This is a genomic window from Metapseudomonas boanensis, from assembly GCF_018704125.1.
Taxonomy (GTDB): Bacteria; Pseudomonadota; Gammaproteobacteria; order Pseudomonadales; family Pseudomonadaceae; genus Metapseudomonas; species Metapseudomonas boanensis.
In genome coordinates this window covers 1-26,450 of record NZ_JAGTIS010000006.1, presented here as the reverse complement: position 1 = coordinate 26,450, position 26,450 = coordinate 1, and the positions used below count along the sequence as shown (strand labels likewise).

The 26,450-nt window shown below is 62.8% G+C and carries 27 protein-coding genes; 17 read left to right on the top strand and 10 right to left on the bottom strand.

All coding sequences use genetic code 11. From position 1 onward, the window contains the following. Window positions 1–29 precede the first annotated feature (29 nt). The 6 genes from J7302_RS12750 (at window position 30) to J7302_RS12725 (ending at window position 6,405) form a co-directional block, all read left to right on the top strand. Window positions 30–1,082 carry an aldo/keto reductase gene (locus J7302_RS12750; RefSeq protein ID WP_215374884.1) on the top strand — a complete coding sequence of 351 codons (1,053 nt, stop codon included), beginning with the start codon at window positions 30–32 and terminating at the stop codon, window positions 1,080–1,082. 309 nt (window positions 1,083–1,391) lie between these two features. Continuing rightward, window positions 1,392–2,858, top strand: a complete 1,467-nt coding sequence (locus tag J7302_RS12745; protein ID WP_215374881.1) for a cytochrome c oxidase subunit II — start codon at window positions 1,392–1,394, stop codon at window positions 2,856–2,858. 41 nt (window positions 2,859–2,899) lie between these two features. Continuing rightward, window positions 2,900–4,675 carry a cytochrome c oxidase subunit I gene (locus J7302_RS12740; protein WP_215374878.1) on the top strand — a complete coding sequence of 592 codons (1,776 nt, stop codon included), beginning with the start codon at window positions 2,900–2,902 and terminating at the stop codon, window positions 4,673–4,675. Further along, window positions 4,672–5,358, top strand: coding sequence for a cytochrome c oxidase subunit 3 (locus tag J7302_RS12735; RefSeq protein ID WP_215374875.1), 687 nt, complete (start codon window positions 4,672–4,674; stop codon window positions 5,356–5,358). The genes J7302_RS12740 and J7302_RS12735 overlap by 4 nt, the downstream gene beginning before the upstream one ends. Window positions 5,359–5,361: 3 nt before the next feature. Then, window positions 5,362–6,066 (top strand): heme-copper oxidase subunit III family protein, encoded by a 705-nt coding sequence (locus J7302_RS12730; RefSeq protein ID WP_215374872.1) that lies wholly within the window; start codon window positions 5,362–5,364, stop codon window positions 6,064–6,066. A 21-nt stretch (window positions 6,067–6,087) separates the two neighbouring features. Then, complete coding sequence (locus J7302_RS12725; RefSeq protein WP_215374869.1) at window positions 6,088–6,405, top strand: cytochrome C oxidase subunit IV family protein; 318 nt, start codon at window positions 6,088–6,090, stop codon at window positions 6,403–6,405. Between the two features lie 31 nt (window positions 6,406–6,436). Here the strand turns inward: J7302_RS12725 and J7302_RS12720 are convergent, their stop codons facing one another. Beyond that, window positions 6,437–6,991 carry a magnesium transporter gene (locus tag J7302_RS12720; protein WP_215374866.1) on the bottom strand — a complete coding sequence of 185 codons (555 nt, stop codon included), beginning with the start codon at window positions 6,989–6,991 and terminating at the stop codon, window positions 6,437–6,439. Between the two features lie 304 nt (window positions 6,992–7,295). Here J7302_RS12720 and J7302_RS12715 point away from each other — a divergent pair, with 304 nt between their 5' ends. From J7302_RS12715 to J7302_RS12700, 4 genes are all read left to right on the top strand, one after another. Beyond that, window positions 7,296–7,637: a hypothetical protein gene (locus tag J7302_RS12715; RefSeq protein WP_215374863.1), complete on the top strand. Its 342-nt coding sequence runs from the start codon at window positions 7,296–7,298 to the stop codon at window positions 7,635–7,637. Window positions 7,638–7,666: 29 nt separating this feature from the next. Further along, the gene (locus J7302_RS12710) at window positions 7,667–8,533 is read left to right on the top strand and encodes an alpha/beta fold hydrolase (RefSeq protein ID WP_349814446.1); all 867 of its coding nucleotides are present in this window, start codon (window positions 7,667–7,669) and stop codon (window positions 8,531–8,533) included. 62 nt (window positions 8,534–8,595) lie between these two features. Beyond that, window positions 8,596–9,087, top strand: a complete 492-nt coding sequence (locus J7302_RS12705) for a hypothetical protein (protein ID WP_215374860.1) — start codon at window positions 8,596–8,598, stop codon at window positions 9,085–9,087. A gap of 174 nt (window positions 9,088–9,261) precedes the next feature. Next, window positions 9,262–11,544 (top strand): heavy metal translocating P-type ATPase, encoded by a 2,283-nt coding sequence (locus tag J7302_RS12700; protein ID WP_215374857.1) that lies wholly within the window; start codon window positions 9,262–9,264, stop codon window positions 11,542–11,544. 92 nt (window positions 11,545–11,636) lie between these two features. Here the strand turns inward: J7302_RS12700 and J7302_RS12695 are convergent, their stop codons facing one another. Together J7302_RS12695 and J7302_RS12690 are read right to left on the bottom strand one after the other, a co-directional pair. After that, window positions 11,637–12,047 carry a cupin domain-containing protein gene (locus J7302_RS12695; RefSeq protein ID WP_215374854.1) on the bottom strand — a complete coding sequence of 137 codons (411 nt, stop codon included), beginning with the start codon at window positions 12,045–12,047 and terminating at the stop codon, window positions 11,637–11,639. 5 nt (window positions 12,048–12,052) lie between these two features. Then, complete coding sequence (locus J7302_RS12690) at window positions 12,053–12,493, bottom strand: carboxymuconolactone decarboxylase family protein (RefSeq protein WP_215374851.1); 441 nt, start codon at window positions 12,491–12,493, stop codon at window positions 12,053–12,055. A 116-nt stretch (window positions 12,494–12,609) separates the two neighbouring features. Here J7302_RS12690 and J7302_RS12685 point away from each other — a divergent pair, with 116 nt between their 5' ends. From J7302_RS12685 to J7302_RS12670, 4 genes are all read left to right on the top strand, one after another. Then, a complete protein-coding gene (locus tag J7302_RS12685; protein WP_215374848.1) occupies window positions 12,610–13,527 on the top strand; it encodes a LysR family transcriptional regulator in 918 nt (305 codons plus the stop codon). 158 nt (window positions 13,528–13,685) lie between these two features. After that, a complete protein-coding gene (locus J7302_RS12680) occupies window positions 13,686–14,600 on the top strand; it encodes a YeeE/YedE thiosulfate transporter family protein (RefSeq protein WP_215374845.1) in 915 nt (304 codons plus the stop codon). A gap of 91 nt (window positions 14,601–14,691) precedes the next feature. Beyond that, window positions 14,692–16,557 (top strand): ABCB family ABC transporter ATP-binding protein/permease, encoded by a 1,866-nt coding sequence (locus J7302_RS12675; RefSeq protein ID WP_215374842.1) that lies wholly within the window; start codon window positions 14,692–14,694, stop codon window positions 16,555–16,557. A gap of 215 nt (window positions 16,558–16,772) precedes the next feature. Then, window positions 16,773–17,531: an SDR family NAD(P)-dependent oxidoreductase gene (locus J7302_RS12670; RefSeq protein WP_215374839.1), complete on the top strand. Its 759-nt coding sequence runs from the start codon at window positions 16,773–16,775 to the stop codon at window positions 17,529–17,531. Window positions 17,532–17,580: 49 nt separating this feature from the next. Here J7302_RS12670 and J7302_RS12665 read toward each other — a convergent pair whose 3' ends face one another. Then, window positions 17,581–17,907, bottom strand: coding sequence for a carboxymuconolactone decarboxylase family protein (locus J7302_RS12665; RefSeq protein WP_215374835.1), 327 nt, complete (start codon window positions 17,905–17,907; stop codon window positions 17,581–17,583). A gap of 188 nt (window positions 17,908–18,095) precedes the next feature. Between J7302_RS12665 and J7302_RS12660 the strand changes: the two genes are divergently transcribed. After that, window positions 18,096–18,860 (top strand): alpha/beta hydrolase, encoded by a 765-nt coding sequence (locus tag J7302_RS12660; protein ID WP_215374832.1) that lies wholly within the window; start codon window positions 18,096–18,098, stop codon window positions 18,858–18,860. 92 nt (window positions 18,861–18,952) lie between these two features. Here the strand turns inward: J7302_RS12660 and J7302_RS12655 are convergent, their stop codons facing one another. After that, window positions 18,953–19,267 (bottom strand): putative quinol monooxygenase, encoded by a 315-nt coding sequence (locus J7302_RS12655; protein WP_215374828.1) that lies wholly within the window; start codon window positions 19,265–19,267, stop codon window positions 18,953–18,955. Between the two features lie 160 nt (window positions 19,268–19,427). Between J7302_RS12655 and J7302_RS12650 the strand changes: the two genes are divergently transcribed. After that, a complete protein-coding gene (locus tag J7302_RS12650; protein WP_215374825.1) occupies window positions 19,428–20,018 on the top strand; it encodes an NAD(P)H-dependent oxidoreductase in 591 nt (196 codons plus the stop codon). Between the two features lie 49 nt (window positions 20,019–20,067). Here the strand turns inward: J7302_RS12650 and J7302_RS12645 are convergent, their stop codons facing one another. The 3 genes from J7302_RS12645 to J7302_RS12635 all read right to left on the bottom strand — a co-directional run bounded on the left by J7302_RS12645 (window position 20,068) and on the right by J7302_RS12635 (window position 23,320). Further along, complete coding sequence (locus J7302_RS12645; protein WP_215374822.1) at window positions 20,068–20,919, bottom strand: FHA domain-containing protein; 852 nt, start codon at window positions 20,917–20,919, stop codon at window positions 20,068–20,070. 67 nt (window positions 20,920–20,986) lie between these two features. Then, a complete protein-coding gene (locus tag J7302_RS12640; protein WP_215374819.1) occupies window positions 20,987–22,507 on the bottom strand; it encodes a serine/threonine-protein kinase in 1,521 nt (506 codons plus the stop codon). Window positions 22,508–22,522: 15 nt separating this feature from the next. Further along, entirely contained in the window at window positions 22,523–23,320 is a 798-nt protein-coding gene (locus J7302_RS12635) for a PP2C family protein-serine/threonine phosphatase (protein WP_215374816.1), read from the bottom strand. Between the two features lie 318 nt (window positions 23,321–23,638). Between J7302_RS12635 and J7302_RS26835 the strand changes: the two genes are divergently transcribed. Continuing rightward, window positions 23,639–23,770 (top strand): hypothetical protein, encoded by a 132-nt coding sequence (locus tag J7302_RS26835; protein WP_285899543.1) that lies wholly within the window; start codon window positions 23,639–23,641, stop codon window positions 23,768–23,770. A 274-nt stretch (window positions 23,771–24,044) separates the two neighbouring features. Here J7302_RS26835 and lipA read toward each other — a convergent pair whose 3' ends face one another. Together lipA and gcvT are read right to left on the bottom strand one after the other, a co-directional pair. Further along, complete coding sequence (gene lipA / locus J7302_RS12630) at window positions 24,045–25,007, bottom strand: lipoyl synthase (RefSeq protein ID WP_215374813.1); 963 nt, start codon at window positions 25,005–25,007, stop codon at window positions 24,045–24,047. Between the two features lie 132 nt (window positions 25,008–25,139). After that, entirely contained in the window at window positions 25,140–26,261 is a 1,122-nt protein-coding gene (gene gcvT / locus J7302_RS12625) for a glycine cleavage system aminomethyltransferase GcvT (protein ID WP_215374810.1), read from the bottom strand. Between the last annotated feature and the right edge of the window lie 189 nt (window positions 26,262–26,450).

Genomic DNA, 26,450 nt, shown 5'->3' with positions numbered 1-26,450 from the left:
ATCAAAAGCCACCCAGGCAGGAGAACAACATGCGCTACACCACATTTGGCCGCCGGACCGGCCTTCGCGTTTCCGAGCTGGCCTTGGGTACGGGTAACTTCGGTACCGGCTGGGGCCACGGCGCAGAACGGGAAGAAGCCAAGAGGATTTTCGACGGGTACGTCGAGGCCGGTGGCAACTTCTTCGATACCGCCAATGGCTACCAGGCGGGCCAGTCGGAAGTCCTTCTTGGCGAGTTCATCGCTGCGCAGCGTGATGACTTCGTGATCGCAACCAAGTACACCATGGGCACGACACCTGCTGCCGGTCTTTCACGGACGGGCAACAGCCGCAAGAACATGGTTCGTGCCGTCGAGGAAAGCCTCAAGCGTCTGAACACGGATCGCATTGACCTGCTCTGGGCGCACATTACCGACGGCGCTACACCGATGGACGAAATCCTTCGTGGCTTCGATGACCTGGTCAGCGCCGGCAAGATTCATTACGCCGGGCTCTCCAACTTCCCGGCATGGCGTATCGCACGCGCCGATCTCCTGGCAGACGTACGGGGCTGGGCACCTCTGGCGGGGATCCAGCTGGAATACAGCCTGGCCGAGCGAACCGCTGACCGGGAGCTGCTGCCGATGGCCGAAGCCCTGGGGCTGGCGGTCACCCAGTGGTCGCCCCTCGGCGGTGGGTTCCTCACCGGTAAGTACCGCACCAGCACCGATGACACCCGTGCCACCAAGCTCGGCATGCTGGTCCATGGCGAGAAGAGCGCGCGTGAAACTGCCATCCTCGACGCCCTCCTCGCCGTGGCGGCCGAACAAGGCACGACAGCAACCCAGGTCGCCATTGCCTGGCTGCTGCACAACGCCCGCCGCTCCAGCACTGCGATGATTCCGATCCTGGGTTCGCGTACCCGCGAGCAGTTCGACGCCACCCTCGGCGCGCTGGACGTAGCACTGACCGAGGAGCAGTTCGACCGGCTCAGCACCGCCAGCGCAGTGTCGCTTGGTGTGCCCCATGAGCAGGCGGGTGAGATGGCACAGCAACTGGCCGGAGGCCAGGACCTGCGACTGCCGATCATTCCGGTCGTTTGATCACGCAAACATTCACGCAGCCCGCCTCGGTTCACCGGCTGCCGGGGTCACGCAAGACCTCCGGAAAAATCATCCTTAAACCCTGGGCCGAATGAGTCTTGCGCGATGCCCTGCCAATGGCCGGGCATTGCGCTGCCAGCCCACGGGGAACACCCAATTTTCCATGGACTATAATTGCCATGGTTTTCGCCCTTGATAGACAGGGAATATTGCCAAGTCGTTCGGGAGGCTGACGGACAGTCAGCCGATGTTATCGGGTGTCGCTACATCTTCATGGTCAGCTAGCAAGCGCCACAGGATGAAGAGAACATGGCGATCGCAATCATCTTGATGCTGCTAGTCGTTGCATCAGTCCTGTTTCACCTGCTGGCTCCCTGGCATCTGACCCCGGCTGCATCCAATTGGGGCTCGATCGACACTACCCTGCTCATTACGCTGGTCATTACCGGCATCTTTTTCATCGCCGTTACCGTTTTCATGGCCGTGGCCGTGATTCGGTTCCGTCACCGGGAAGGGCTCAGGGCGGCCTACCAGCCGGAAAACAAGCGACTGGAGTTCTGGCTGATCGTCGTGACCTCCCTGGGCATCATGGGCATGCTGGCCCCGGGACTGGTGGTCTATAAGGATTTCGTCCAGGTCCCGAAGGACGCCTATCAACTCGAAGTGATCGCCCAGCAATGGCAATGGGCATTCCGCTTTGCCGGGCAGGACGGAAAGCTCGGCCGCGCCGGTGTGAACTGGGTCGATAGCGCCAACCCCTTGGGGCTCGACCGCGATGACCCCACCGGGCAGGACGATGTCCTCATCCGCAGCAACGAAGTTCGACTTCCGCTCAATCAACCGATCAAGGTGCTGCTGCGCTCCAAGGATGTCCTGCACAACTTCTACATCCCGCAGATTCGCGGAAAGATGGATATGGTCCCGGGCATGGTGTCCCACTTCTGGTTCACGCCGACCCAGCCCGGGAAGTACGAAATACTGTGTGCCGAGTTCTGTGGCGTGGGGCACTTCAATATGCGCGGCCATCTGGTGGTCGAGCAGCCGGAAGCCTTCGACCGGTGGCTCGCCGGCCAGCAAACCTTTGCCCAGACGTTGCAGGCGGCCGCACGCCCCAGCCAAGAAAGCCTGCTGGAGAAAGGCCGCCAATTGGTGGAAAGCCACGGCTGCAGCGCCTGTCATAGCCAGGATGGCAGCACCAGCCTCGGCCCAGGCTGGAAAGACCTGTACGGCCGCACCGAGCAGCTGGCCGATGGCAGCAGCGTCAAGGTCGACGACGCCTACCTGGCCGAGTCGATCCTCGATCCGAAGGCCCGCCTGGTCCAGGGGTTTCCCCCGGTGATGGTGCCCTATACTTTCAGCCAGGATGAGCTGGGCGCCGTAGTGGCCTTCGTCAAGTCGTTGAGCGAGGCCGGACGCAAGGAACTGGACGCACTGCGCAGCAATGACACGCCTTCGGTCAAGGGTCAGCAGCTGGCCGAGAAGCATGGCTGCCTGGCCTGCCACAGCGTCGACGGTGCCACGGGTGTCGGCCCCAGTTGGTACGGACTGTACGGCCGGACGGAAACCCTGGCCGATGGCAAGCAGGTGAAGGTCGACGAGGCGTATCTGAAACAATCGGTCATCGAGCCGGCAGCCATGATCGTGAAGGGGTTTGCTCCGGTGATGCCCGCCTACACCCTGGACGACGAGGAGCTGAATGCGCTGATTGCGTACATTCGGTCCAGAACCCCAAACGACGCTGATCCCGGCAAGGGAGCCCCGAGCCAGTCGCCTTAAGGAGCCGATACGACTCTGCAACCTCCCTGGAGGATGTCCTCATGGCGTATGTGGAACAGGCTGAAGCAGATGTACTGCACGAACCCAAGAGCTTCCTGACCCGCTATATCTGGAGCCAGGATCACAAGGTCATCGCCATTCAATATGCCTTGACGGCTATCGCCGTGGGCCTTGTCGCCCTTGTGTTGTCGGGCCTTATGCGCATGCAGATCGGCTTCCCCGGCAGCCTGGAATTCATGGACGCCAGCGCTTATTACCAGGCCATGACCATGCACGGGATGATCATGGTCATCTACCTGTTGACGGCCCTGTTCCTGGGCGGCTTCGGCAACTACCTGATTCCGCTGATGGTTGGCGCCCGGGACATGGTCTTTCCCTACGTCAACATGTTGAGTTACTGGTTCTACCTGCTATCGGTGCTGGTCCTGCTGGCGAGCTTCTTCGTGCCAGGCGGCCCCTCCGGTGCCGGCTGGACGCTCTACCCGCCCCAGGCCATCACCCCGGGCACACCGGGGACCGAATGGGGCATCGTGCTGATGCTGGTGTCGCTGGCGATCTTCATCGTCGCCGCCACCATGGGCGGCCTGAACTACGTGACCACGGTGCTGCAGGCGCGCACCCACGGTATGACGCTGTTCCGCATGCCGCTGTCCGTATGGGGCATCGTCATGGCCTCGATCCTGGCGCTGCTGGCCTTCCCTGCCCTGTTCGTCAGCGCCGTCATGATGCTGTTCGATAAGCTGCTGGGCACCAGTTTCTTCATGCCGGCGATCATCTCCATGGGGCAGGCGCTCGAGCATCAGGGTGGGAGCCCGATCCTGTTCCAGCACCTGTTCTGGTTCTTCGGCCACCCGGAGGTCTACATCGTCGCCCTGCCCGCTTTCGGACTGGTCTCGGACCTGATCAGCACCCACGCGCGCAAGAACATCTTCGGTTACCGCATGATGGTCTGGGCCATCGTCGCCATCGGCGTGCTGAGCTTCGTGGTCTGGGCACACCACATGTACGTCAGTGGGATGAACCCCTACTTCGGTTTCTTCTTTGCCGTCACTACCCTGATCATCGCGGTACCAACCGCGCTGAAGGTCTACAACTGGACCCTGACCTTGTGGCACGGCGATATCCACCTGACTGTTCCGATGCTCTTTGCCCTGGCCTTCATCGTCACTTTCCTGGTCGGCGGGCTGACGGGACTGTTCCTCGGCAACGTGATCGTCGACATCCCCCTTTCCGATACCTACTTCGTCGTCGCCCACTTCCATATGGTCATGGGCGTGGCGCCGATCCTGGTCGTGTTCGGTTCGATCTATCACTGGTTCCCGAAGATCACCGGGCGACTGATGAACGACACCCTGGGCAAGCTGCATTTCTGGATCACCTTCCTCGGCACCTATGCCATCTACTTCCCGATGCACTACCTGGGTTTCCTTGGCATGCCGCGCCGCTATTACGCCTATCCGGACTATGAGTTCATCCCGCAGTCGGCCCAGGATCTGAATGCATTCATCACTGTCGCCGCCCTGCTGGTCGGGGTCTCCCAGCTGCTGTTCCTCTTCAACCTCTTCTGGAGCACCTTCAAGGGCAAGCCCGCAGGTGGCAACCCCTGGCACGCCACCAGCCTGGAATGGCAAACGCCGAATACGCCGCCGGTACATGGCAACTGGGGCGCCAGGTTGCCGGTGGTGCACCGCTGGGCTTACGACTACAGCATGCCGGGAGTCGAACAGGACTACGTCCCGCAGACGGTCTCCGCCGAAGAACTGGAAGCCATGCAGAAGCGCTCCACTACGGCCGACGCGGAGGGCGACAAGCCATGAGCAGACAGCTGTTGAAAGGCACCAATGGCTCTGGCTCCGGGGGCTGGAGCAGCGACCCTACGGGAATCGAGGCCCCTCCTTTTGATCGCCGAAACACCGCCAAGGTGGGTCTGCGCGTGTTCCTGGCCGTGGTGACCTCGCTGTTCTTCCTCTTCCTGATCGCCTTCATCGCGCGCTCGCAGGTGTCGGACTGGCAGCCGCTGACGGCCCCGTTGGCGCCCCTCGCCCATCCATGGATACTCTGGCTGAACACGCTACTGCTCGCTTGCGGCAGCATCAGCCTGCAATGGGCACGAGTGGCCGCCCGGCGAAACGATGACGGCAGCACGCTGCTCGGCTTTGCACTAGGCGGCGTCTTCGCCATGGCTTTCCTGGCGGGCCAACTCTGGGTCTGGCAGCAATTCATCGCGTGGGGTTACCCGGTTTCCAGCAATCCGGCCAACAGCTTCTTCTACCTGCTGACCGGGTTGCACGGGCTTCACCTGCTGGGTGGCCTGGTCGCCTGGGGCTGGACGGTCATCAGGCTCCTGCGCCGCACCCCGTTGGAGAAGCTTGGCTCAGGCATAGAGCTGTGCGCGACCTACTGGCACTACCTGCTTGCCCTCTGGGTCGTTCTCTTCGCCCTACTGACCAGCACGCCCGAAACCTATCAAGCCATCGCGGCATTCTGCGGGTTGAGGTGAACCATGGAACCGTCCCACGCGCCCCGAGAACCCGCGCCTGCCACTTCTGACAATCAACTGGCGGGATGGCCAGGCATTGCCAATGACTGGTCCTCGGATCGGGATGCCTTCAAGCAGGTGCCTTGGGGCAAGGCGATGATGTGGATCTTCCTGCTCAGCGACACCTTCATCTTCACCTGCTTCCTGACCGGCTACATGTCGGTGCGCATTGCCGCAACCGAGCCCTGGCCCAACCCCAGCGAAGTGTTCGCCCTGAACATCGCCGGCAACGATATCCCGCTGATCCTGATCGCCATCATGACCTTTGTCCTGATCAGCAGCAGCGGCACCATGGCCATGGCCGTCAACTTCGCCTATCGCCGTGATCGCGTGAAAAGCGCCGCGCTCATGCTGACCACTGCCGCCTTTGGCGCGACCTTCGTCAGCATGCAGGCATTCGAATGGAGCAAGCTGATCGCCGAAGGGGTGCGCCCCTGGGGCAATCCCATGGGCGCTCCACAGTTCGGTGCCACCTTCTTCATGATCACCGGCTTCCACGGTCTGCACGTGTCAGTCGGTGTCATCTACCTCTGCACCGTGGCGCTGAAGGTGCTGCGGGGTGATTACGAGAGGAAGGGAAACTACCAGATCGTCGAGATCGCCGGGCTTTACTGGCACTTCGTGGATCTGGTGTGGGTCTTCATCTTCGCCTTCTTCTACTTGTGGTGAGGCTCAAGAGGAGCACCGACTATGGCGCACGCACAAGGTCAGCAACATCCCATCGGCTTGTACCTGAAGATCTGGGGGCTGTTGTTCGTGCTCAGCACCCTGTCGTACCTGGTCGACTACTACCACTTCCAGGGTTATCTCAGGTGGTCGCTGATCATCGTGCTGATGCTGTTGAAAGCGGGGTTGATCGTCTCGATCTTCATGCACATGGCATGGGAGCGATTGGCGCTGGTGTACGCCATTCTCGTGCCGCCATTGTGCCTGCTGGTATTGGTCGGGCTAATGGCTGCCGAAGCGGACTATGTACTCTTCACCCGGGCGCTCTTCCTCGGGCAATAGCCGCTCGACAGCCACTGAGCAGGTAAACGCACTAGATCGTGCGCTTGAACTGATGCCAACTGTGCAGCCAGGCCACTATCCAGTGGGGAGCTGCTACGCCGGTACCTGCAAGTTTCAGGTTGGGGTGATGGTTGATGACTCGATCCAGTTCCGTTTCCTGGCCAGGCTCGACATCGACAAAGAGCACATGCTCGCCTTCGTGGAGCTTTTCCTTGAGGTTACGGAAGTGAGCATTGGGTACCTGGATTCCAAAGAATCCACCCTCCCAGATGCTGAAGCCCAGCACGATAATGGCCAGGAAGATGAAGGGCATCCAGCCTGCCGCTGACTCGGTCCACCCTGCCAGGTAGGCACCGCCAAGAATCGCTATTGCCAAAGGCACGCCAATGAGGGCGCCGATCTCGCCGGAATGGACGACGTCCTGCTTCATGAACGAATTGACATCGTGAAGATGATGTTTCTCTACCTCGGCATCCTTGTCGCTGAGTACATGAATCTGTTCGGTATCGATACCACGGGCTTCCAATTCACTCTCAACGCTTTCCAGCTCATCAAGATCATTGCTGATGTAATAATGCCGGTTCATCGCCCACCTCCTGCTACTTTATTGTGCTGCTGCTTCCCCTCCAATTTCGCTGCGTGTTGTTCTCGATCATTATTTTTTTCCCGCAACAACAGGCACATTGCACGTTTATTGCGCTCGAACGGAGTATAGCACCCGCCCCCTGGCACCATTTCAGCCCCGACAGGTTGCACTGTCGAGCCATGCAAGACACTTCATCGGACTTCGGCCACTTGCATTCCAAGAGGCACGGAAGACGCTCGCGTATTGTCTAAAATTGCGTAGGAGGCGCGACAGCATCCGAGCAGCTTCGTCTGGAGGTTCCGCCATGAATACCTTGACCATCAAAGGCTGGTGCAAAACCAGCGATGCCCAGAAATCCACGCCCATGGGCGACATCCATTTCCGGGTCAACGAGGCCGACCATCTACGTCTGGAAGAGGCCGAAGAGCGCCTGCAGGAAACCCACGAGCCAGAGGCGATGATCGACGTCGACATGAGCACCATGGAGTTGATTACTCCTGATGAATGCGGCCCGTTGGCCGATTGCCAATTGCGCGTCTACTTGAGTGCCGACGACCAACGCGGCCAGTTCCACTTGGTCGGGCATCGAGCGAGCGATGGCAGCCTGATCTACACCAACGCGGTGATGATCGACCAACTGGGTTAGCCCGCGTCTACGCTACTCCAAGAGCCGGCGTGGAAACGCTGGGCGGAGGGCGGTATTTGCTCAGCGACGGGCTTGCAACTTCGGATGTGGAGGCTGGCGTGGAGCCATTTATCCCGTACTATCGGGAATCCGGCAATGGGCCCGGCGTCGTGTGTTTCCATGCCAATGCGAGCAGTTCGGCGCAATGGCGAGGGCTCGCGGACTCTCTGGCGTCGAAGTTCCATGTGTTTGCACCTGACTCACTCGGCGCAGGCAGGGGTCCTGCCTGGCCCTCTGACCGGGTGGTAACCCTGAGCGACGAGGCCGCGCTCGCCGAGCCTGTCCTGGCCATGGCGGGCGAGCCGTTGGTGCTGGTCGGTCACTCTTATGGCGCCGCCGTTGCGCTGATCGCGGCCTTGCAGAACCCAGCCCGGGTGCGCGCCATCGTCCTTTACGAACCCACGCTGTTCGCACTGCTCGACGCAGAAACACCCCCTCCCAACGAGGCGGACGGAATCCGCCATACGGTAGCAGCTGCCGGACGGGCCCTCGATTGCAATGACCCGGATGCGGCGGCTGAACGCTTCATCGACTATTGGATGGAACCTGGCGCCTGGCAGCGCACGCCTGAGGAACGCAAGGCCCCGATCGCCAAGGCGGTGGCCAACGTGCGGGGGTGGGCCCATGCGTTGCTCAACGAGCCGACGCCATTGCAAACCTTTCGCTCGCTGGAGGTCCCGGTGCTGTTCATGGTCGGCAATCGCTCGCCGCAGTCATCGCTCGGCGTCGCAAGACTGCTGACCGCAACGCTGCCCCGAGTCGAGCTTGTTGAATTCGAAGGACTCGGCCACATGGGCCCAGTCACCCATCCAGACGTCGTCAATGCCGAGATCATGGCTTTTCTTGAGCGGGTCTGAAGCATCATCAAATCGTTTCGAGGTCTGCGAGCAGGAGCATCGCTATCAAGGAGGACAACGAGATGAACCCTCGTTATCGCGAAATCCACAAAACGGAAATCAAAAGGCAATTGGCCCAGGACATCGACCGCAAATGGGATGGGCTTTATGGAGCATTCACAGCGGGCATAGTCCTGGTCTGCTTCGGAATCGCCTTCTTTCTGAGCCCCCCGCCAGGCAGCATTATTTGGGGTTCGATATTCGTTTTGCTTGGCGGATCGTTCCTGGCGGTTTACAGGTGGATGCTTCGCTTCATGAGGAGACGCGGGATTGCTGGCGAGTGGCTGACACTGCGCGACCAGTGGATCGTAGCAGCGATCATTGCCCTCTCCGTCTGGTTATCCAGTCATACGTGGATGTGGCTTCTCACTTTCCTTTCATCTGGGGCTTACGGCACCTGGCGTCTCAGGCAGCAACTGCGCCCCTACTGGAAGAGGTACTACTTCGGCGTGGCCCGCGACTACCTCAGGGAGATCAACAGATACGGCTCCAGACGCAAAGACCCGGGGGGGTGAACTGGGCCAACGCTGACCCTTCGCCCATTGCATATCGCAACTCCTGAAGCCGTGGCAGCAAGCCGGCAGCAATCGTGAAGATCAGCACGTTCCGGAGGTGACTATCCTCGAATGACAACAGCTGCCTTGTAGGATCAGCTACACGCTCGATCCGGTCCAGATGGGGAACGCGTAATGCCCAAGGGATGGCTCGATCCTGCCTTGCTCGGCTTCACGATCATCGCTCTCCTTGCAGGGCTGGGGTTGCGCTGGCTGGGCCATGCCTCGATCCCGGACTATCTCTGGTCAGGCAGTGCCTTGGTGGTCGCCGCAGTGCTGGCGGTCGAGATCGTCGTGCGCCTGCTGCGTCGGGAGGTAGGCGTTGACCTCATTGCGCTGATATCGATAGCTGGAGCCCTCTGGCTGGGGCAGGCGCTGGTGGCGTCGGTCGTCGCTGTCATGTTGGCCTCGGGGCGGACTCTCGAATACTTCACGTCCCAGCGCGCAGAGCGAGAGCTGCAGCGTCTGATCAACCGGGCGCCCAGATTCGCGTGGCGACTGGAAAACGGCGATCTGGTCCAGACACCCATCGACCAGGTACGGCCGGGCAATCACATCCTGGTGCGAATGGGTGAGGTCGTTCCGGTCGATGGAACGCTGATGAGTCCGAGCGCCACCCTGGATGAGTCGGCCCTGACCGGGGAACCCATTCCCGTCACGCGACTGGCCGGCGCGGCGTTGCGCAGCGGCGGCGTCAATGCCGGCAGCCCTTTCGAGCTCGATGTCAGCCAAATGGCAGAGCAAAGCACCTACGCGGGGATTGTCCGGATGGCGGAGGCTGCCCGGCAGTCCCGGGCGCCGTTCGTTCGCCTGGCCGATCAATACGCGCTGACCCTGATCCCGCTGACGCTGCTCATCGCCGGCCTTGCGTGGCTGGTCAGCAACGACCCCATCAGGGCGCTAGCCGTGGTGGTGGTGGCCACACCCTGCCCGCTGATCCTGGCCGTGCCCATCGCAATCATGTCCGGCATCTCCCGCTGCGCGCATCGAGGGATTCTGGTCAAGGATGGCGCGACCCTCGAGGCCCTGGCCGGAGCCGAGCTGCTATTCCTGGATAAAACGGGCACGCTCACCACAGGCCACGCCACGGTCCAGAGCATCGAGCATTGTGGCGAATTGCCCCCGGAACAACTGCTGTTTCTGGCCGGCTCTCTAGCGCAGGCTTCACCCCACCCTATTTCAGCGGCGATCGCCACCGCTGCCCGCCGCGACAACGCGTCCCTGGCTACTCCGACGCAAGTGGAGGAAAGCCCGGGTGCCGGTCTGCGAGGGCAGGTGGAAGGCCGTGAGGTCATGATCGGCACCCTGGAATTCACGGCTCCTGCCCAGCGCGACGGTGCCTGGGCCGCATCGGTGCTCAGGCGGATGGATTATCAGGCCTGCGGCGGTAGCTTCATCTCGGTACAGGGCACGCTCGCGGGCGCGGTGCTGTTCGCCGACAGGTTGCGTGTCGAGTCGCCGCAGGCGTTGCGTCGCCTTAAGCAGGCGGGCATTCGCAAGGTGGTGATGCTGACCGGGGACCGGCTGGAAACTGCGCAGATGATCGGCCTGGCTGCGGGCATCGATGAAGTCCGGGCCGGGCTGCGGCCAGAGGAGAAAGTTGCGGCCGTCCAGCGTGCCTGCGCCGAAGGCAAGACGCTGATGGTCGGCGACGGAGTCAACGACGCCCCTGCCCTGGCTGCCGCTCACGTCGGCATTGCGCTGGGCGCCAGCGGCGCAACGGCCTCTTCGGAAGCGGCTGGCGTTGTCCTGCTCGTCGATCGCCTTGATCGAGTGGCGGAGGCCTTGGATATCGCCAAGCGATCCCGCGCGATCGCCAAGCAGGGTGTGCTGGTCGGGATGGGCCTCTCACTGCTGGCCATGCTGGTTGCGGCACTGGGTTATCTGCCGCCGATATCCGGCGCGATCCTCCAGGAAGTCATCGACGTTGCTGTGATCTTCAATGCACTACGAGCCCTGGGCGCGGGATTCGGCTCAAGATCAGGGAAGATGCAAGGCGCGCGGGTCGATCAACTGGGCGCCGAGCACGACGACCTGGCATCTGTGCTGGAGAAGGTCAGTCTGATGGCTACCAATTTTGCGCGGTACCCGGCAGAGCAGGCTCGTGATGAGCTGGGCGGCCTGGTCGCGCTCCTCGAGCAAAAGCTGGTGCCCCATGAGCAGAACGACGAAGCTGAGCTCTACCCTTCATTGATCGCGCACCTGAAAGGTGAGGACCCGCTGGCGGCATTGAGCCACACCCATCGGGAGATTTTCCGTCTTGTGAAGCTGCTTGGACGGATGCACAAGGATTTTTCCGTCGACCGTACCGCCATCTCGCAGGAGGAAATCCAGGTGACACTGATCAGGCTGGACACGCTGTTGCACCTGCACTTCGACCAGGAAGATGAGCTCTACCACAATCTGGATAGCCGCTAATGCTTGAGCGTACGAAGGCCTCTGCAGGGTCGCTTGAGGTGTGCAGGTGGATGTGAAAAGCGACATCCACCCTTGCACTGCAACCCAACCCGTCACTGCGCAATCGGCTTTACCAACGGCGTCTTGCCATCGGACAGCAGCCAGGCCACCAACGAGGCCGGTTGCGTGGTGCTGACATTGCGCGTGACACGGTGCAACTGCTCCGGCGCCTCGTACCAGGCATCGCCCGCCTTGAAACGCTTCGGCGCTTCACCCTCCAGGGCAGACTCCACCTCGCCGCTGACCACCACCACGAACACGGCGCCGGGGTGGGTGTGTGGGCGGGAAGTGACGCCCGGGGCGAAGTCCACACGCAGGGCCTTGGCGTGGGAGCTGGCCTGCTGCGGCAGTCGGGCCTCGGCCACCGGCGTGACGGCTTCGTCACCCGCACCGCCGTGGGCCAGTACCGGCCCACTCACGAAGGTCGCCAATGATAGGGTCACTGCTGCAATCGACTTGTTCATGGCGGTTACTCCGGCTGCAGGGCGAATCCAACACCAAGACGGTTCCAGGCGTTGATGGTGGCGATGGCAAAGGTCAGCTCGGCCATTTCTCGGTCGCTGAAATGCCCGGCGACCTGCCGATAAATCGCCTCGGACGCATGCCGCTCCGACACCAGGGTGAGGGTTTCGGTCCACAGTAATGCAGCACGCTCGCGCTCACTGAAGAAGGGGGTTTCCTGCCAAGTGGTGAGGGCCAGCAGCCGGCGCACGGAATCACCGGATTTCAGCGAATCGCTGCTGTGCAGGTCGACACAGTAGGCGCAGCCATTGAGCTGCGAGGCGCGGATCTTCACCAGCTCATGCAGCAAGGGCTCCAGCAGGCTTTCGCCAAGGGCTTTCTCCAGGCCGAGCATGGCCTTGAAGGTGTGTGGGGCGACTTCACGGTAGTTGATGCGAGAGGTGTTCATGCTGTATCTCCAGGCGGGGTGCCGACGACATGTCGGGGTTGGAGACACTGTATTGAGCGACCTGATAAGGATAAATTAGCCAAACCAGCAAACATTGTACGAAGTACCGGACAATCATGGCTTTCGACCGACTCGACGCGATGCGCGCCTTCTGCCGTATCGTCGAACTGGGCAGCTTCACCCGCGCCGCCGATGCCCTGGCAATGGCGAAGACCACCGTCTCCGGCCAGGTCCAGGCGCTGGAGACGCAACTTGGCGTCAAACTGCTGCACCGCACCACCCGCCGCGTGACCCCCACCACCGACGGCAGTGCCTACTACGAGCGCGCCCGCGCCCTGCTCGATGACATCGATGAGCTGGAAGCGACCATGTCACAGAGCCATAGCGTGGCCCGCGGCCGGGTAAAAGTGGAGATGCCCTCGCCCGTGGGACGTTTCCTGGTCATCCCTGCCCTGCCCGACTTCGTCGCCCGCCATCCGCAAATCCAGCTCGACATCAGCTGCAGCGAGCGCATCGTCGACCTGGTGCAGGAAGGCGTGGATTGTGCAATTCGGGGCGGCGTCATCACCGACCCAGACCTGGTCTGCCGGCCGATCGGCCAGATGCGCTTCTGCCTCTGCGCCTCCCCCACCTACCTCGCCGGAGCGGCGCCGCTGTACAGTCCGGAAGACCTCGCCCAGCATCGTTTCCTCGCGTTCGTGTTCCCCGCCAGTGGACGCCAGATGCGTCCGGAGCTGTCCCACGGCGCTGAGTGCTTCACCCTCGACCAGCCGCCCACCATGCGCTTCAACAGCGGCGGCGCGTACATCGCCGCGGCCGAGGCCGGCCTTGGCATCGTCGCCGTGCCGATGGCCGAGGCGCGTCTCTCGATCGAAGCCGGCAAGCTCGTGGAAGTGCTGCCGGCTTGGCGTCCTGCGAGCATGCCAATGAGCCTGGTCTACCCCTACTCCCGCCACCTCTCGGCGCGGGTGCGAGCCTTCATCGACTGGGCCATTGCGGTGATGGGCGATGATCCGTTGTGGCGCAGCCAGTAGTTGCGCTGGCTATTCGGTGGGTATGGCTACGCTCAGCGGAGCGCCGCCCCATCCCGCGGCTGGTATCGAGCCCCTTTCTCGTTTCGGGAGAGGGAAGACGAGACGCGAACGACCGCTAAGCTTTCGAAGGGGTTCACCAACCTTGGAGGCGCAACAACGTGATCCTCGCAGCCAGCTTCGCTTTGGCCTTACTGATGGGCTTCGCCATCCAGCGCGGTAGCACCTGCATGGTGGCTGCGATGGAAGAACTGGTCCAGAAGCGCAGCTGGAGCCGAGCGAGCGCCCTGCTGGAAACCTCGCTGTGGGTGGTGGGCGGGTTTGTGCTGCTGCGCGCATTCGACCTCTTGCCGCAGGTGCCCATGGGCCGTCCTTTGCATTGGCACGCGGCAGTGGGCGGGGCGCTACTGGGCCTTGGAGCCTTCGTCAATGGTGGCTGCGCGTTTGGTGTCGTGGCGCGGATCGGCTCCGGGCAATGGGCCTGGCTGGCTACTCCAATCGGCTTCCTGCTGGGCTTTGCGATCATTGCCCGCTGGATGGGAGCCGCACCGGACATGCCGGTGGAGCTGCCGACCTGGCTGCTGGATGCTCCCGCAGCGCTGATCGCCGCGGTGATGGCGGCTCGTATCGCCTGGCTGCTATGGCGCCAGCTCAGCAACCGGGGGAGTCAGGACCAGCGCGCCTGGTCTGCGCACCTCGCCACCCTGGTCATCGGCATGACTTTCCTGCTGTTGTTCGTCTGCGTAGGCGCCTGGGCCTATACCGACATCCTGGCGGAACTGGCGACGGGCCATTTCATGGTGCTTGGGCTTCGCGGTCTGCTGCTCCCGGCGCTGTTCGCCGGGGCCTTGTATGGCGGGTGGAGCGCCGGGCGCTGGCAGCATCAGCGTCCCAGCCTCGGCCTGGTGCTGCGCTGCCTGTGCGGCGGCCTGCTGATGGGGGTAGGCGCGGTACTGGTGCCCGGCGGCAACGACAGCCTGATCCTGTTCGGTCTGCCGCTGTTGTGGCCAAATGCCTGGCTCGCGATTGTGACCATGTGTGCAGTGGTCGCACTGGCCATTCGATTCCATCGCTAACGGATATGCGAGTCCTGCCGGACACTTCATGTCCGCCCGCGCGACGGGGTAAAGGTCGCTCAATCCCTCAGGAAAAAGGCAGGTTGGCGCAATGACAGCCCAGAGCGACAAACCGGTGACGCAGCCGGATGACACACAAGATGCCGACGGCGCAGCTCCGGTGGCTCGCAGGGCAGGTTCGCGCAGCGATAGCGCGGTGATCGCCACGTTGCTGCCCTACTTGCGACCTTACATCGGGCGCATCCTGCTGGCCCTCGGCCTCATCCTCTGTGCCAAGCTGGCCAACCTGTATGTGCCGGTGGCCCTCAAGCAGATCGTCGATGGGCTGAATGTCGAACCCAGCCTGCTGTTGCTGCCGGTGGGCCTGCTACTGGCCTATGGCGCATCACGGATCGGTGTCACCCTCTTCACCGAGCTGCGCCAGGTGGTCTTTGCCCGCGTCATGGCACGGGCCTCGCGGCAAATCACCCTGGAAGTGTTCCGCCACCTGCATGGCCTGAGCCTGAAGTTCCACCTCGGCCGGCGCACAGGCGGCGTGGCCCGCGACGTGGAGCGAGGCGGTGGCGCCATTTCCGACCTGCTGGACTGGACGCTCTACACCATAGTCCCGACCCTGCTGGAAGTTCTGCTGGTCACCACCGTGCTGGTCTGGGCCTACGACTGGGGCTTCGCCTTCATCACCCTCGGCACCCTGCTGGCCTATGGCACCTGGACCTTCGCCGTCACCGAATGGCGGACGCGTTACTACCGCGCTGCCGTGGAAGCAGACACCCGTGCCAACGAGCGCGCCGTGGATTCGCTGCTGAACTACGAAACGGTCAAGTACTTCAACAACGAGGCCCACGAGGCCGCGCGCTACGACGAAAACCTGCGTCACCTGGAGAACGCCAAGGTCAACGCCACCAAGTCCCTGGCCCTGCTCAACCTCGGTCAGGCCACGGTGGTGTCGATCGGCGTGACCGCCATGATGTGGCGCGCCGCTGCTGGCGTGGTCAGCGGCGAACTGACCATTGGCGACCTGGTTCTGGTCAACGCCTATCTGCTGCAACTCTCCGCGCCGCTGTTCATGCTCGGCATGATGTACCGCGAGGTGAAGCAGGCACTGACCAACATGGAGCGGCTGTTCGGCCTGCTGGATGAACGTCAGGACGTACAGGATGCCCCGAATGCCAAACCGCTGGTACCGACGCGCCCGCGGGTCTGTTTCGAGAACGTTCACTTCGGCTACGACCCGCGCAGGGAAATCCTTCACGGCGTCGACTTCGAGATCCCTCCCGGCGGTACCGTGGCCGTGGTCGGCCACTCGGGGTCCGGCAAGTCCACCCTTGCCCGCTTGCTGTATCGCTTCTATGACGTGAATGCCGGGCACATTCGCATCGACGGCCGGGACCTGCGCGAGCTAACCCAGGCCTCGTTGCGCGGCGCCATTGGCATCGTTCCGCAAGACACCGTGCTGTTCAACGACAGCATCTACTACAACATCAGCTACGGTCGTCCCGTGGCCAGCCGCGAAGAGGTGGAGGCCGCAGCCCGCGCCGCACACATCCACGAGTTCATCCAGCGCCTGCCGGATGGCTATGCGACCCAGGTGGGCGAACGCGGGCTCAAGCTGTCCGGCGGCGAAAAGCAGCGCGTGGCCATCGCCCGCGCCCTGTTGAAGAACCCCGCCATCCTCATCTTCGACGAGGCCACTTCCGCACTGGACTCCAAGTCGGAGAAGGCCATCCAGGACGCGCTCGATCGCATCCAGGTCGGCCGCACCACCCTGGTGATTGCACACCGGCTCTCCACCGTGATGGACGCCGACAAGATCATCGTGCTCGACGCCGGGCGCATCATCGAAAGCGGTACCCACCGGGAACTGCTGGAGGTAGGCGGTAGCTACGCGCAAATGTGGACACTGCAGCAGCAGGAGCCTGAGGGGGCCGAATCCACTCCGATCGTCCCGCTGGATTGAAGGGCGGTAATTCTCCGACCGTCGTCATGCCTGCCATCGACGAAACCATCAATTGACAAGACAGATCCTCAGACGCAGGATGCACAATAAATCGAACATGGCGTTCAAAATGCACTTCGCCCACACGCATCCCTGGCGTGGGTGACACCGCTCTGATCTGCGCCAAGCCTTGTCCGGCCTGGCTGTTTTTTTCTCAATGCTCCGAGGAGTGCTCCATGACTCAACCCGTGGTACTGATTACCGGCGCGGCCGGTGGTGTGGGCAGCGCGCTGGCTCGACGTTTCCACCAGGGTAAATGGCGGGTGACAGTGACCGACCAGAACGCCGAGGGTCTGGCGCAACTCGGCCATGAACTACCGCTGGCCAGTAATGTCCACGCGGATATTCGCAGCGCCCAGGCCTGCTCCGATGTCGTGGCCCGCGTACTCGCCGAAACCGGCCGCCTGGATGCCCTGGTCAACGCCGCTGGCGTCTGGCGCGAGGGCCCGGTGGAAGAATTCAGCGAGGAGGATTTCGACCTGGTGATGGCGGTCAACCTCAAGGCCGCCTTTTTCATGTGCTCCGCTGCCGTCCCGCACCTGAAGGTCACCCAGGGTGCCATCGTCAACATCTCCAGCGATGCAGGTCGCCAAGGCAACCGTAATGCCGCCGCCTATTGCGCCAGCAAGGGTGGCCTGACCCTACTGAGCAAGACGCTGGCGCTGGACCTCGCGCCCGCGGGTGTGCGCTGCAATGCGGTTTCCCCGGGCGACATTGCCACGCCCATGCTGCGGTTCCAGGCCGAGCAGTATGGCAATGGCGACCCGAAGGCTTACTACAACGAGTTGCTGGCCAAGTTTCCGCAAGGCGCCGCCGCCCGCTTCGTGCAGCCTGAGGAAGTGGCCGAGTTGGTGTTCTTCCTCTGCCAGCCGGGAGCCCGGGCAATTACCGGGGCGGACATGGCGATAGACCTCGGGCTGTCGGCTGGTATCTAGGCCACACCTTCCTTGACGGTAGGCCGGTTGGATGTTTCACCCAACCGGCCTACTCCTGTTTCTGCCCCACCACATCCTCGACCCAGCTCATCGCTGCGATCACGGTCGGAAAACCGATGGTGCTGGTGAGGACGAGCAAAGCGTGATGGATATCCTCCAGACTCGCCCCGGCTTCGAGTGCACGGCGGGCATGGCTGTGCACGGCGCCCTCGGAACGGATGGCCGCCGCAGCCGCAAGCTGCGTGAGCTGGATGGTTCGCTCATCCAGCGGCCCGGCGCGGTGGACGGTGGCGCCCAACGCTTCCACGGCCTTGAAATAATCGGGGAACCGGCTTTTGAAACGCCGGTAGGTCTCGAGTCCTTTTTTCCTTTCCATGCGGGTCACCTCAGGTCGGAATTAGGCAAGCTTGCACTTTCAGCTTAGGAAATCCTGGGTCTAAGGTGTTGGATGCGGCCACGTCCGAGGAGCTGATTGCCGCCGCCATCCCCCATGTAGACGGTCGGCATATCAACTGCCACGCCCCGCCTGCGGAGATCCCCCCATGAAGCAACCGCTGAACTGACATGACTCGCACCCTGGCCTCCATTGCGCTATTGATCTCGGTCGTCTACCTGGGGCTGTGCGTGGCACTCTTCGTGTTTCAACGCGCGCTGATCTACTTCCCGCAGCCCCGCGCCGCAGGAGGTCCTGACACCGTTCTCAAGATGCCGTTAGAAGACGTGGAGATCGTGGTATCGACCCGACTGCATGAAGGGCGCAAAGCGCTGATCTACTTCGGAGGCAACGCCGAGGACGTGTCCTGGAACCTGTCCTCGTTCGCCGAGGCCTTTCCTGACCACGCCCTCTACCTGATGCACTACCGGGGATTCGGCGGCAGCTCCGGCTCGCCCTCAGAGGAGGCGATCCAGCAGGACGCCCTCGCACTGTTCGACCGGGTCCAGACCCTTCATCCCGAGGTGCTGCTGGTGGGCCGCAGCCTGGGCAGCGGCGTCGCGATTCGCCTGGCCAGCCAACGCCCGGTATCGCGGCTGGTGCTGGTAACGCCTTATAACAGCATCGAGGAGTTGGCGCGGGAACAGTTCGCCATCTTCCCTGTACGGTGGTTGCTGCGGGACAAGTTCGAGTCATGGCGCTACGCGCCGGGGATCAACGTTCCCACGCGAGTGATCGTGGCGGAACACGACGAGGTGATCCCGCGATGGAGCACGGAAAAGCTCTTCCGCCAGTTCAGCCCAGGCGTGGCCACGATGGCGGTGATTCGTGGCAAGGGTCACAACACCGTCTCCGACAGCCCGGAGTACCTCAGGCTGCTGAGATCAACGCCATAGCGCAACCCCACGCAGGGTGCGCTGCTCGCATCAACGGCGCGCCAGACTCGTAGCCCTCGTCTGGTGCGCACGGTCCACGCTACTGAATGGCCTCAAGCCGTGGCGGATGACCGGCTCAGCATCTCGACCTCGTGAATCTCGAAATCCTGCCGCAGGTAGTCCATGCGGTTTTCATGGAAACGGCGCATATGTGGCAGCGCGGAGTGGACTTCCAGATGTGCCCGGGACTGCCAGACCTCATAGAAAATGAACAGCGTCGGGTCCTGCACATCACGCAGCATGTGGTACTCGATGCAACCCTCTTCGGTCCGGCTTGGCTCGACATAGGCGCGGAACAGTGCCTCGAACTCATCGGCTTTTTCCGGCTTGGTGTGGGCATGGAGGATGAATCCATATGGCGTACTCATGATGCGGAGTCCTGATGGTGGCTTTGAGATTGACCACGTTATCGCAAGGCTCGGCAACCATTCATGACTTTCAGGCAAATATCATTTGCACCACCGCCGGTGTTTCCGTGACGACTCGCCCGGTAGTCTGCCGCCATCCCAAATTGCTGAGGCATTCGCCATGAAAAAGGTTCTGCTGATCAACGGCGGCAAACAATTCGCCCACTCCGATGGTCGCTATAACGCCACCCTGCACGAAGCGGCTCTTGCCTTCCTCGACCGGGCAGGTTTCGACGTGAAGGAAACCCAGGTCGACGCTGGCTATGACATCGCCGAAGAAGTCCAGAAGATCCGCTGGGCCGATGCGGTGATCTACCAGATGCCGGGCTGGTGGATGGGTGCCCCCTGGACGGTGAAGCAATACCTGGACGAAGTCTTCACCGCTGGCCACGGCAGCCTCTACGCCAACGACGGCCGCACCCGCTCGGATGCATCGCAGAAGTACGGCAGCGGCGGCCTGTTGCACGGTAAGCAATACATGATTTCGGCCACCTGGAACGCGCCGCAGCAAGCCTTCGACGATCCGACTGACTTCTTCGAGGGGAAAGGCGTGGATGCGGTGTACTTCCCCTTCCACAAGGCCAACCAGTTTCTCGGCATGACCGCCCTGCCGACCTTCCTCAGCGTGGACGTGATGAAGCGCCCAGCCATCGCAGCGGACGTCACCCGCTACGAGCAGCACCTGGCGGAAGTGTTCAAGGTTTCAGCCTGACACCTGGCCAGGGCTACCCAAGTATCGTGCCGGGTCCTGCTTCAGGGCATCAGAGCATGGTTTTCGCCGCCACCGCGCCGGCTACGGCAACCACCAGAGCCAACACACCCAGCAACAGCCTGTTGGGTGATGGCCTCGCCTCGGCTACCGGCGTCGCGTGACTCTGCGTTGCGGCAGCCCGCAGTGGGTTGGCCATCGAAGCCTTATTAGCAGGCGTGGACACGAGCGGTTTCGACGCAGGCAAGTCAACTGCGCGCATGAAGACGGTGGCGTCTTCATCCACCGCCTGGGGTGCCGCCACCCTGGGACCGATCACCAGCAGCGTCACTGACCCCATGCGCACCTGGTCACCGGGCTGCAGCACGGCGGTGCTGACCTTCTGCTGGTTGACGAAGACGCCATTGGCGGAGGCCAGGTCTTTGACCTCGAGCACATCGTCCTTGAGGAAGAACTCGCAATGGCGCCGCGACAATTCCAGGTCGCTGAAGACCAGTTCGCACTTCACCGAACGGCCGAAGGTCATCGAACCGGTGACGTGGTACTTCTGCCCTTCATGCTCCCCCTTGATCACCTGCAGGAACCAGCGCGCAACCGCCGCGGCCTTGGGCCTGACCTTCGCCGGGTCGACCAGCAGCAGTTCCATGCCGCCGATGCGCACCCGGTCGTCCGAGCGCAACTGGAAGCGCGCCCCGACACGCTCGCCGTTGACGTAGGTGCCGCCCGGAGAACCACAATCGCTCAGGTAGTACTGGCCATGATCCTGGCGGATTTCCGCATGGAAGGGACTCACGTCTGCTTCCGTCAACACCAGGCTGTTGCGGCTGTCCTGGCCAATGGTGAAGCGCTCGTCCGCCAGCCAGATGGGCGCGTGGCGGTTGTCGGCAAAATGAATCCTGAGCATGTAGGTATCCTTGGAAAGGTTGTGCCAGGCCTGGCCAGCGGCCGCCTGCCCCATTGGCGATCAGACTTCAGTTTCCAAAAAGGTTGTTCCACATCCGCTTGATCGGGTTCTCCTGCTTTGCCTCTTGGCGCGCGGGGGCAGCGGTTGCACGCTTCGCCACGGCACGACGGGCCGCCTGTGCCTTGCGCACCCGCTGCTCGTGGGTGGCCTGGAGCTTCAGCAGGGTCTCGTTGTCGGGCTGCACGACCAGGCCGCCTTTGATGTACTCCAGGGCCAGGGTGAATTCGCGCTGGCGGTAGGCGCCTTCACTGAGGTCGATGAAGCGCTGCACCACCTGCTGCAGGCCGGCCAACGCTTGCTCGTTGCCCGGTGCCCATTCCAGCACCTGGTAGTAATGGAAAACCGCGCTGTCCTGTTCGGGCTGCAGCAGGTGACCTTCGGTGAAGCGCTGCGCGGCCAGTGCCAGGCTATTGGTGATGCGCGCGGCGAGCACGCGCTGCAGGCCGGACTCGGCCTCGGCGTTGTCTTCGTCGAGCTTCAGCGCCTGACGGAAGAAGTAGTCGGCGTTGTCCTGGGCCGGCTCCACCAGCCGGCCTTCGGCCAGGCGCAGCTCGCCGAGCTCGAGGAAGTCGGCGATCTTCATCTGCAGGACAACGTAATAGCCTCCTCCAGCGGAGAGCGTCACCAGCAGCACGCCGAGCAGGCCCCACAGCACGCCCTTGTAGACGCGCCGTCCGGCGGGCCGCTGCAACGGCAGCGCCGGGATGATGCGCGTATGGTCCAGTTCCGTGTCGCTCAGCTCAGGCAGGCTCGCTAGCAGTACTCGGCAATCGGCGAAGCGCTCGTCCGGGTCCTTGGCCAGCATGCGGTCCAGCAGGTGCTGGTATTGGCTGAGGTGCTCCGGCAGGGCTGGCGGCTCCAGTTGCACATGGTTCATCAGCGTCTGGGTGTAGCTTTCGCCACGGAAGGGGTTCGTCCCACCGAGCAGTTCCAGAAGGATGACGCCCAGGCTGTAGATGTCGCTGCGCGCATCCAACGGCTGGCACTGCGTCTGCTCCGGGCTGCTGTAGGCCGGGCTGCCGACGGCGACGTTGAACTGGGTCAGCTCGCTGTCCAGTTCCAGCTCTTTGGCGATGCCGAAATCGGTGAGCACGGCCGTGCCGTCGTCACAAAAGAGGATGTTGGCCGGTTTGATGTCCCGGTGTACCAGCCCCTTGTCGTGCACCACGACCAGCGCACTGGCGATCTGCCCGACGATGGTCAGGGCACGCTGCGGCTCCAGCCGCTGGCCCTTGTACTGGCCCAGGTCGCCCCCGGAGAGGTACTCCATGGCCAGGTAGTAGCGTCCATCGTCCAGACGGCCGATATCGTGGATGGTGACGATCGAGGGGTGATGCAGCGAGGCGACGAGGCGTCCTTCCTTGACGAAGCGCTTGCTGAACGCCTCGTCATTCATTTCCTGCAGGACCTTGATCGCCACCTTGCGATTCAAGGACTCCTGCGTCGCCAGGTAGACCTCGGCCATGCCGCCCTTGCCCAACAGGCCGTGCACGGTGTAGCCGGGTATATCAAGCAGATCATCGTTCATAGGGAACCAGGGAATTCAGTGTCTGAGGGGTTTTAGGAGCTTGCTGAGAAAACTGCGCGGCGGGCTGGCGACGGCTGTCACCCGCGGCAAGGCCAAGCCCAGCACGATGCAGGAGATGTTGTCCCTGCCGCCGGCCTGGCAAGCCTGCTCGACCAATTGCGCAACCAGTTCGTCCAGGGTTGCGGCGCTGGCGCAGAGCTGCTGGATCACCCCGTCGTCCAGTTCGCCCGTCAGCCCGTCGCTGCACAAGAGGAGCAATTCGCCCGGCGCCAGCGTCGAACGCAGCAGCCCTACCTCCAGGGCTTGTTGTTCCTGGCCGAGGCACTGGGTGATGACATTCCGCCGGGGGTGGCTGCGTGCCTCTTCGCGGGTCATCTGCCCGGCATCGACCATGGCTTGCACCCAGCTGTGGTCACGCGTCAGCGGACTGATGCTGTCGGCGCCGACCCGATAGGCGCGGCTGTCGCCGACCCAGGCGAGTTCGAACATCGCCCCTGTGAACTTCACCGCCACCAGGGTGGACCCCATCCCTCGGCGACCATCCTGACCCGCTGCTGCGCTATCAAGGATTGCCTGATGGGCCGCCTGCACCGCCACTTCCAGCTCGCTGCCCTGCGCTGTCGCCTGCTGCAAGGTTTCGATTGCCAGGGCGCTGGCGACCTCGCCGCGCTGGTGGCCGCCCATGCCATCGGCTACGGCCCACAGGCCGAGCCCAGGCGCGCAGAGCACAGCGTCCTCGTTGTGCTCACGGACCCGGCCCGGCACGGATTGCGCCGCGTAGACCAGGAAATCCTCGGTGTGCGTCGGTGGCATGCGATTCTCTGCTGATGGAAGGGTCGGTTGCCGGGGCTGCGCGCGGTCACGAGGGAAAGGCCAGCAACAGCAGCGAATGATGCGACCGCCGCCAGGAGCTGTCATCACCCGACGCGGCTTTGCGTCGGAAGTGTTAAGCAGTCGAGGATTTGATCGGGAAAGCCGTCATGGCCCCACGCGCTGCCGCTTCCAGTCTATGCTTTCCTCATCGGTTTCCCCCAGCGACAGGCTCGTGCAGCCCAGGAGGTGGTAATGGCCATTGAGCGCACCAAAGCAGGGATGCGCTGATCCATCTACCCACCCTCGGAGGTCAAGATCATGAGCAAAGGTCTCGATGCAAAAAAGCAGGCGAAGAAGAAGCCTATGAAAACCGCCCATGAAAAGCGTCTGGCCAAGCGGGCCAAGAAAACCGGCTCAACCTTGCTTGGCAGCCACGCCGCTAATCCATAGGCTCCAGTCATACAGCAAGACGCCCTCCCGCAGCCGGCCTGCGCGGAGGGCTTTTCATTTGGCCCGTGGAGCCTGACGGTTCGATCTACTGCAGAGCAGGCGCTCGATGGGCTTTGGACTATGGGCAGGGTAACCCCGTGCTGGCTAACGAGGTGCATTCGCGAGCAATCTCGCGCCTACGGGTGCGGCATCTGCTCAGTTTGCAAGGCCCACTCTCTGAGCAAGCATCCAAAACCCAAAAGGCGACCCGACGGTCGCCTTTTTGATGGCAAGATCAGCTGATCTTCCCGCCATGTGCCTGCTGGTCGGCATGGTACGAGGAACGTACCAAGGGGCCTGCGGCGACGTTCTTGAAGCCCATCTCAGCGCCCTGCTCGGCGAGCCAGGCGAAGGTGTCCGGATGCACGAAGCGCTGCACCGGCAGGTGGTTGCGCGACGGCTGCAGGTACTGGCCGAGGGTGAGCATGTCGATCTCGTGCTCGCGCATGCGCTGCATGACCTCGATCACCTCCTCGTCGGTCTCGCCCAGGCCGAGCATCAGCCCGGACTTGGTCGGCACGTGCGGCACGCGCTGCTTGAAGTTCTGCAAGAGGTCCAGCGACCACTCGAAGTCCGAGCCCGGACGCACCGCCTTGTACAGGCGCGGCACGGTTTCCAGGTTGTGGTTGAACACATCCGGCGGCTCCTGCTCGGTGATCGCCAGGGCCACGTCCATGCGCCCGCGATAGTCCGGCACCAGGGTCTCCAGCTGGATGCCCGGAGACAACTTGCGGATTTCCCGCAGGCAGTCGACGAAGTGCTGGGCACCGCCGTCGCGCAGGTCGTCGCGGTCCACCGAGGTGATCACCACGTACTTCAGGCGCAGGTCGGCGATGGCCACCGCGAGGTTCTTTGGCTCGTCCGCATCCAGCGGCTTCGGCCGGCCGTGGCCGACGTCGCAAAAGGGGCAGCGACGGGTGCAGATGTCGCCCATGATCATGAAGGTCGCGGTGCCGCCGGAGAAGCACTCGCCCAGGTTCGGGCAGGAGGCTTCTTCGCAGACGCTGTGCAGCTTGTGCTTGCGCAGCAGTTGCTTGATGCGCGACACCTCGGGCGAGGCCGCGATTTCCACGCGGATCCAGTCGGGTTTGCGCGGTACATCCTCGGTGGGAATGATCTTCACCGGAATGCGCGCCACCTTCTCGGCACCGCGCAGTTTGACGCCCACTTCGATCTTGCCTGTCTGTGTCGAACTCATGATCTCGCCCCGCTAGAAAGAGGATTGTCTGGGGGTGTAGGAGCGAGGGGGACGCCTAGTTCTTGCTCGCGATCGCAAGCACGAAGTCCTTTTCGCGAGCAAGCTCGCTCCTACCGGGTCGTGGGTGGAATATCAGCCGCGGTAGTAACGCTGCGGCACGAAGGGCGTCTTGACCACGCGCATAGGCACCGGCTTGCCGCGCACCAGGGCGAAGATTTCGGTCTCCAACGCGGTGTAGCGGCTGTCCAGGTAACCCATCGCCAGCGGACCGCCCAGACTGGGACCGAAGCCGCCGCTGGTGACTTCGCCGATCACCTGCTGCTCGGCGTTGACGATCTGGGTACCCTCGCGCACCGGTGCGCGTCCGCTGGGCAGCAGGCCAACGCGCTTGCTGGCGACGCCCTCCTGCTGCTGCGCAAAGATGCGCTCTGCACCGGGGAAGCCACCGGCACGCAGGCCGTCGATGCGGCGCGCCTTGGAGATGGCCCAGCCCAGGCTGGCTTCGATCGGCGTGGTGGCGGTGCTCATGTCATGGCCATAGAGGCACAGGCCGGCTTCCAGGCGCAGTGAGTCACGGGCGCCAAGGCCGATGGCCTGCACTTCCGGCTCGGCCAACAGCGCGCGGGCGAGGGTTTCGGCCTGCTCGACTGGCACGGATATCTCATAGCCGTCTTCGCCGGTGTAGCCGGAGCGGCTGACGTAGCACGGCGCGCCCAGCAACTCCAAGGTGGTGAACTGCATGAAGGTCATGGCCTTCACTTCTGGTGCCAGGCGGCCCAGTACCTCGGCGGCCTTCGGCCCTTGCAGGGCCAGCAGCGCGCGGGATTCGAACAGCGACTCCACCTCGCACTGCCCTTCCAGGTGTTGCTTGAGGTGCACCAGATCCTGCTCTTTGCAGGCAGCGTTGACCACCACGAACAGATGGTCACCGGCGTTGGCCACCATCAGGTCGTCGAGGATGCCGCCTTCGGCGTTGGTGAACAGTGCATAGCGCTGCATACCCGCTGGCAGGTCGACGATATCGACCGGCACCAGACTTTCCAGGGCCCGGGCAGCATGCTCGCCACGCAGGATGATCTGGCCCATGTGCGAGACGTCGAACAGGCCGGCCTGCTCGCGGGTGTGCAGGTGCTCCTTGAGCACGCCGAGCGGGTACTGCACCGGCATGTCGTAGCCGGCGAAAGGCACCATGCGCGCACCGAGTTCGAGGTGCAGGGCGTGCAGCGGGGTTTTGGCGAGGATTTCAGTGGTCATGTATAAGCTCCGATCTGGTTGTTCCCTTCTCCCCCAGGGAGAAGGTGGCCCTTGGGCCGGATGAGGGATGCCGGGAGCGAGACTGGGCTGGCCTTCACTCCCGGCCCCTCTCCCAATGGGAGAGGGGAGGTATCAGCATTCGATGATGTTCACGGCGAGGCCACCGCGGGCGGTTTCCTTGTATTTGCT

Coding starts and splice junctions, on each gene's coding strand:
- J7302_RS12750 (WP_215374884.1), top strand. CDS start 30: ATGCGCTACACCACATTTGGCCGCCGGACCGGCCTTCGCGTTTCCGAG.
- J7302_RS12745 (WP_215374881.1), top strand. CDS start 1,392: ATGGCGATCGCAATCATCTTGATGCTGCTAGTCGTTGCATCAGTCCTG.
- J7302_RS12740 (WP_215374878.1), top strand. CDS start 2,900: ATGGCGTATGTGGAACAGGCTGAAGCAGATGTACTGCACGAACCCAAG.
- J7302_RS12735 (WP_215374875.1), top strand. CDS start 4,672: ATGAGCAGACAGCTGTTGAAAGGCACCAATGGCTCTGGCTCCGGGGGC.
- J7302_RS12730 (WP_215374872.1), top strand. CDS start 5,362: ATGGAACCGTCCCACGCGCCCCGAGAACCCGCGCCTGCCACTTCTGAC.
- J7302_RS12725 (WP_215374869.1), top strand. CDS start 6,088: ATGGCGCACGCACAAGGTCAGCAACATCCCATCGGCTTGTACCTGAAG.
- J7302_RS12720 (WP_215374866.1), bottom strand. CDS start 6,991: ATGAACCGGCATTATTACATCAGCAATGATCTTGATGAGCTGGAAAGC.
- J7302_RS12715 (WP_215374863.1), top strand. CDS start 7,296: ATGAATACCTTGACCATCAAAGGCTGGTGCAAAACCAGCGATGCCCAG.
- J7302_RS12705 (WP_215374860.1), top strand. CDS start 8,596: ATGAACCCTCGTTATCGCGAAATCCACAAAACGGAAATCAAAAGGCAA.
- J7302_RS12700 (WP_215374857.1), top strand. CDS start 9,262: ATGCCCAAGGGATGGCTCGATCCTGCCTTGCTCGGCTTCACGATCATC.
- J7302_RS12695 (WP_215374854.1), bottom strand. CDS start 12,047: ATGAACAAGTCGATTGCAGCAGTGACCCTATCATTGGCGACCTTCGTG.
- J7302_RS12690 (WP_215374851.1), bottom strand. CDS start 12,493: ATGAACACCTCTCGCATCAACTACCGTGAAGTCGCCCCACACACCTTC.
- J7302_RS12685 (WP_215374848.1), top strand. CDS start 12,610: ATGGCTTTCGACCGACTCGACGCGATGCGCGCCTTCTGCCGTATCGTC.
- J7302_RS12675 (WP_215374842.1), top strand. CDS start 14,692: ATGACAGCCCAGAGCGACAAACCGGTGACGCAGCCGGATGACACACAA.
- J7302_RS12670 (WP_215374839.1), top strand. CDS start 16,773: ATGACTCAACCCGTGGTACTGATTACCGGCGCGGCCGGTGGTGTGGGC.
- J7302_RS12665 (WP_215374835.1), bottom strand. CDS start 17,907: ATGGAAAGGAAAAAAGGACTCGAGACCTACCGGCGTTTCAAAAGCCGG.
- J7302_RS12660 (WP_215374832.1), top strand. CDS start 18,096: ATGACTCGCACCCTGGCCTCCATTGCGCTATTGATCTCGGTCGTCTAC.
- J7302_RS12655 (WP_215374828.1), bottom strand. CDS start 19,267: ATGAGTACGCCATATGGATTCATCCTCCATGCCCACACCAAGCCGGAA.
- J7302_RS12650 (WP_215374825.1), top strand. CDS start 19,428: ATGAAAAAGGTTCTGCTGATCAACGGCGGCAAACAATTCGCCCACTCC.
- J7302_RS12645 (WP_215374822.1), bottom strand. CDS start 20,919: ATGCTCAGGATTCATTTTGCCGACAACCGCCACGCGCCCATCTGGCTG.
- J7302_RS12640 (WP_215374819.1), bottom strand. CDS start 22,507: ATGAACGATGATCTGCTTGATATACCCGGCTACACCGTGCACGGCCTG.
- J7302_RS12635 (WP_215374816.1), bottom strand. CDS start 23,320: ATGCCACCGACGCACACCGAGGATTTCCTGGTCTACGCGGCGCAATCC.
- J7302_RS26835 (WP_285899543.1), top strand. CDS start 23,639: ATGAGCAAAGGTCTCGATGCAAAAAAGCAGGCGAAGAAGAAGCCTATG.
- lipA (WP_215374813.1), bottom strand. CDS start 25,007: ATGAGTTCGACACAGACAGGCAAGATCGAAGTGGGCGTCAAACTGCGC.
- gcvT (WP_215374810.1), bottom strand. CDS start 26,261: ATGACCACTGAAATCCTCGCCAAAACCCCGCTGCACGCCCTGCACCTC.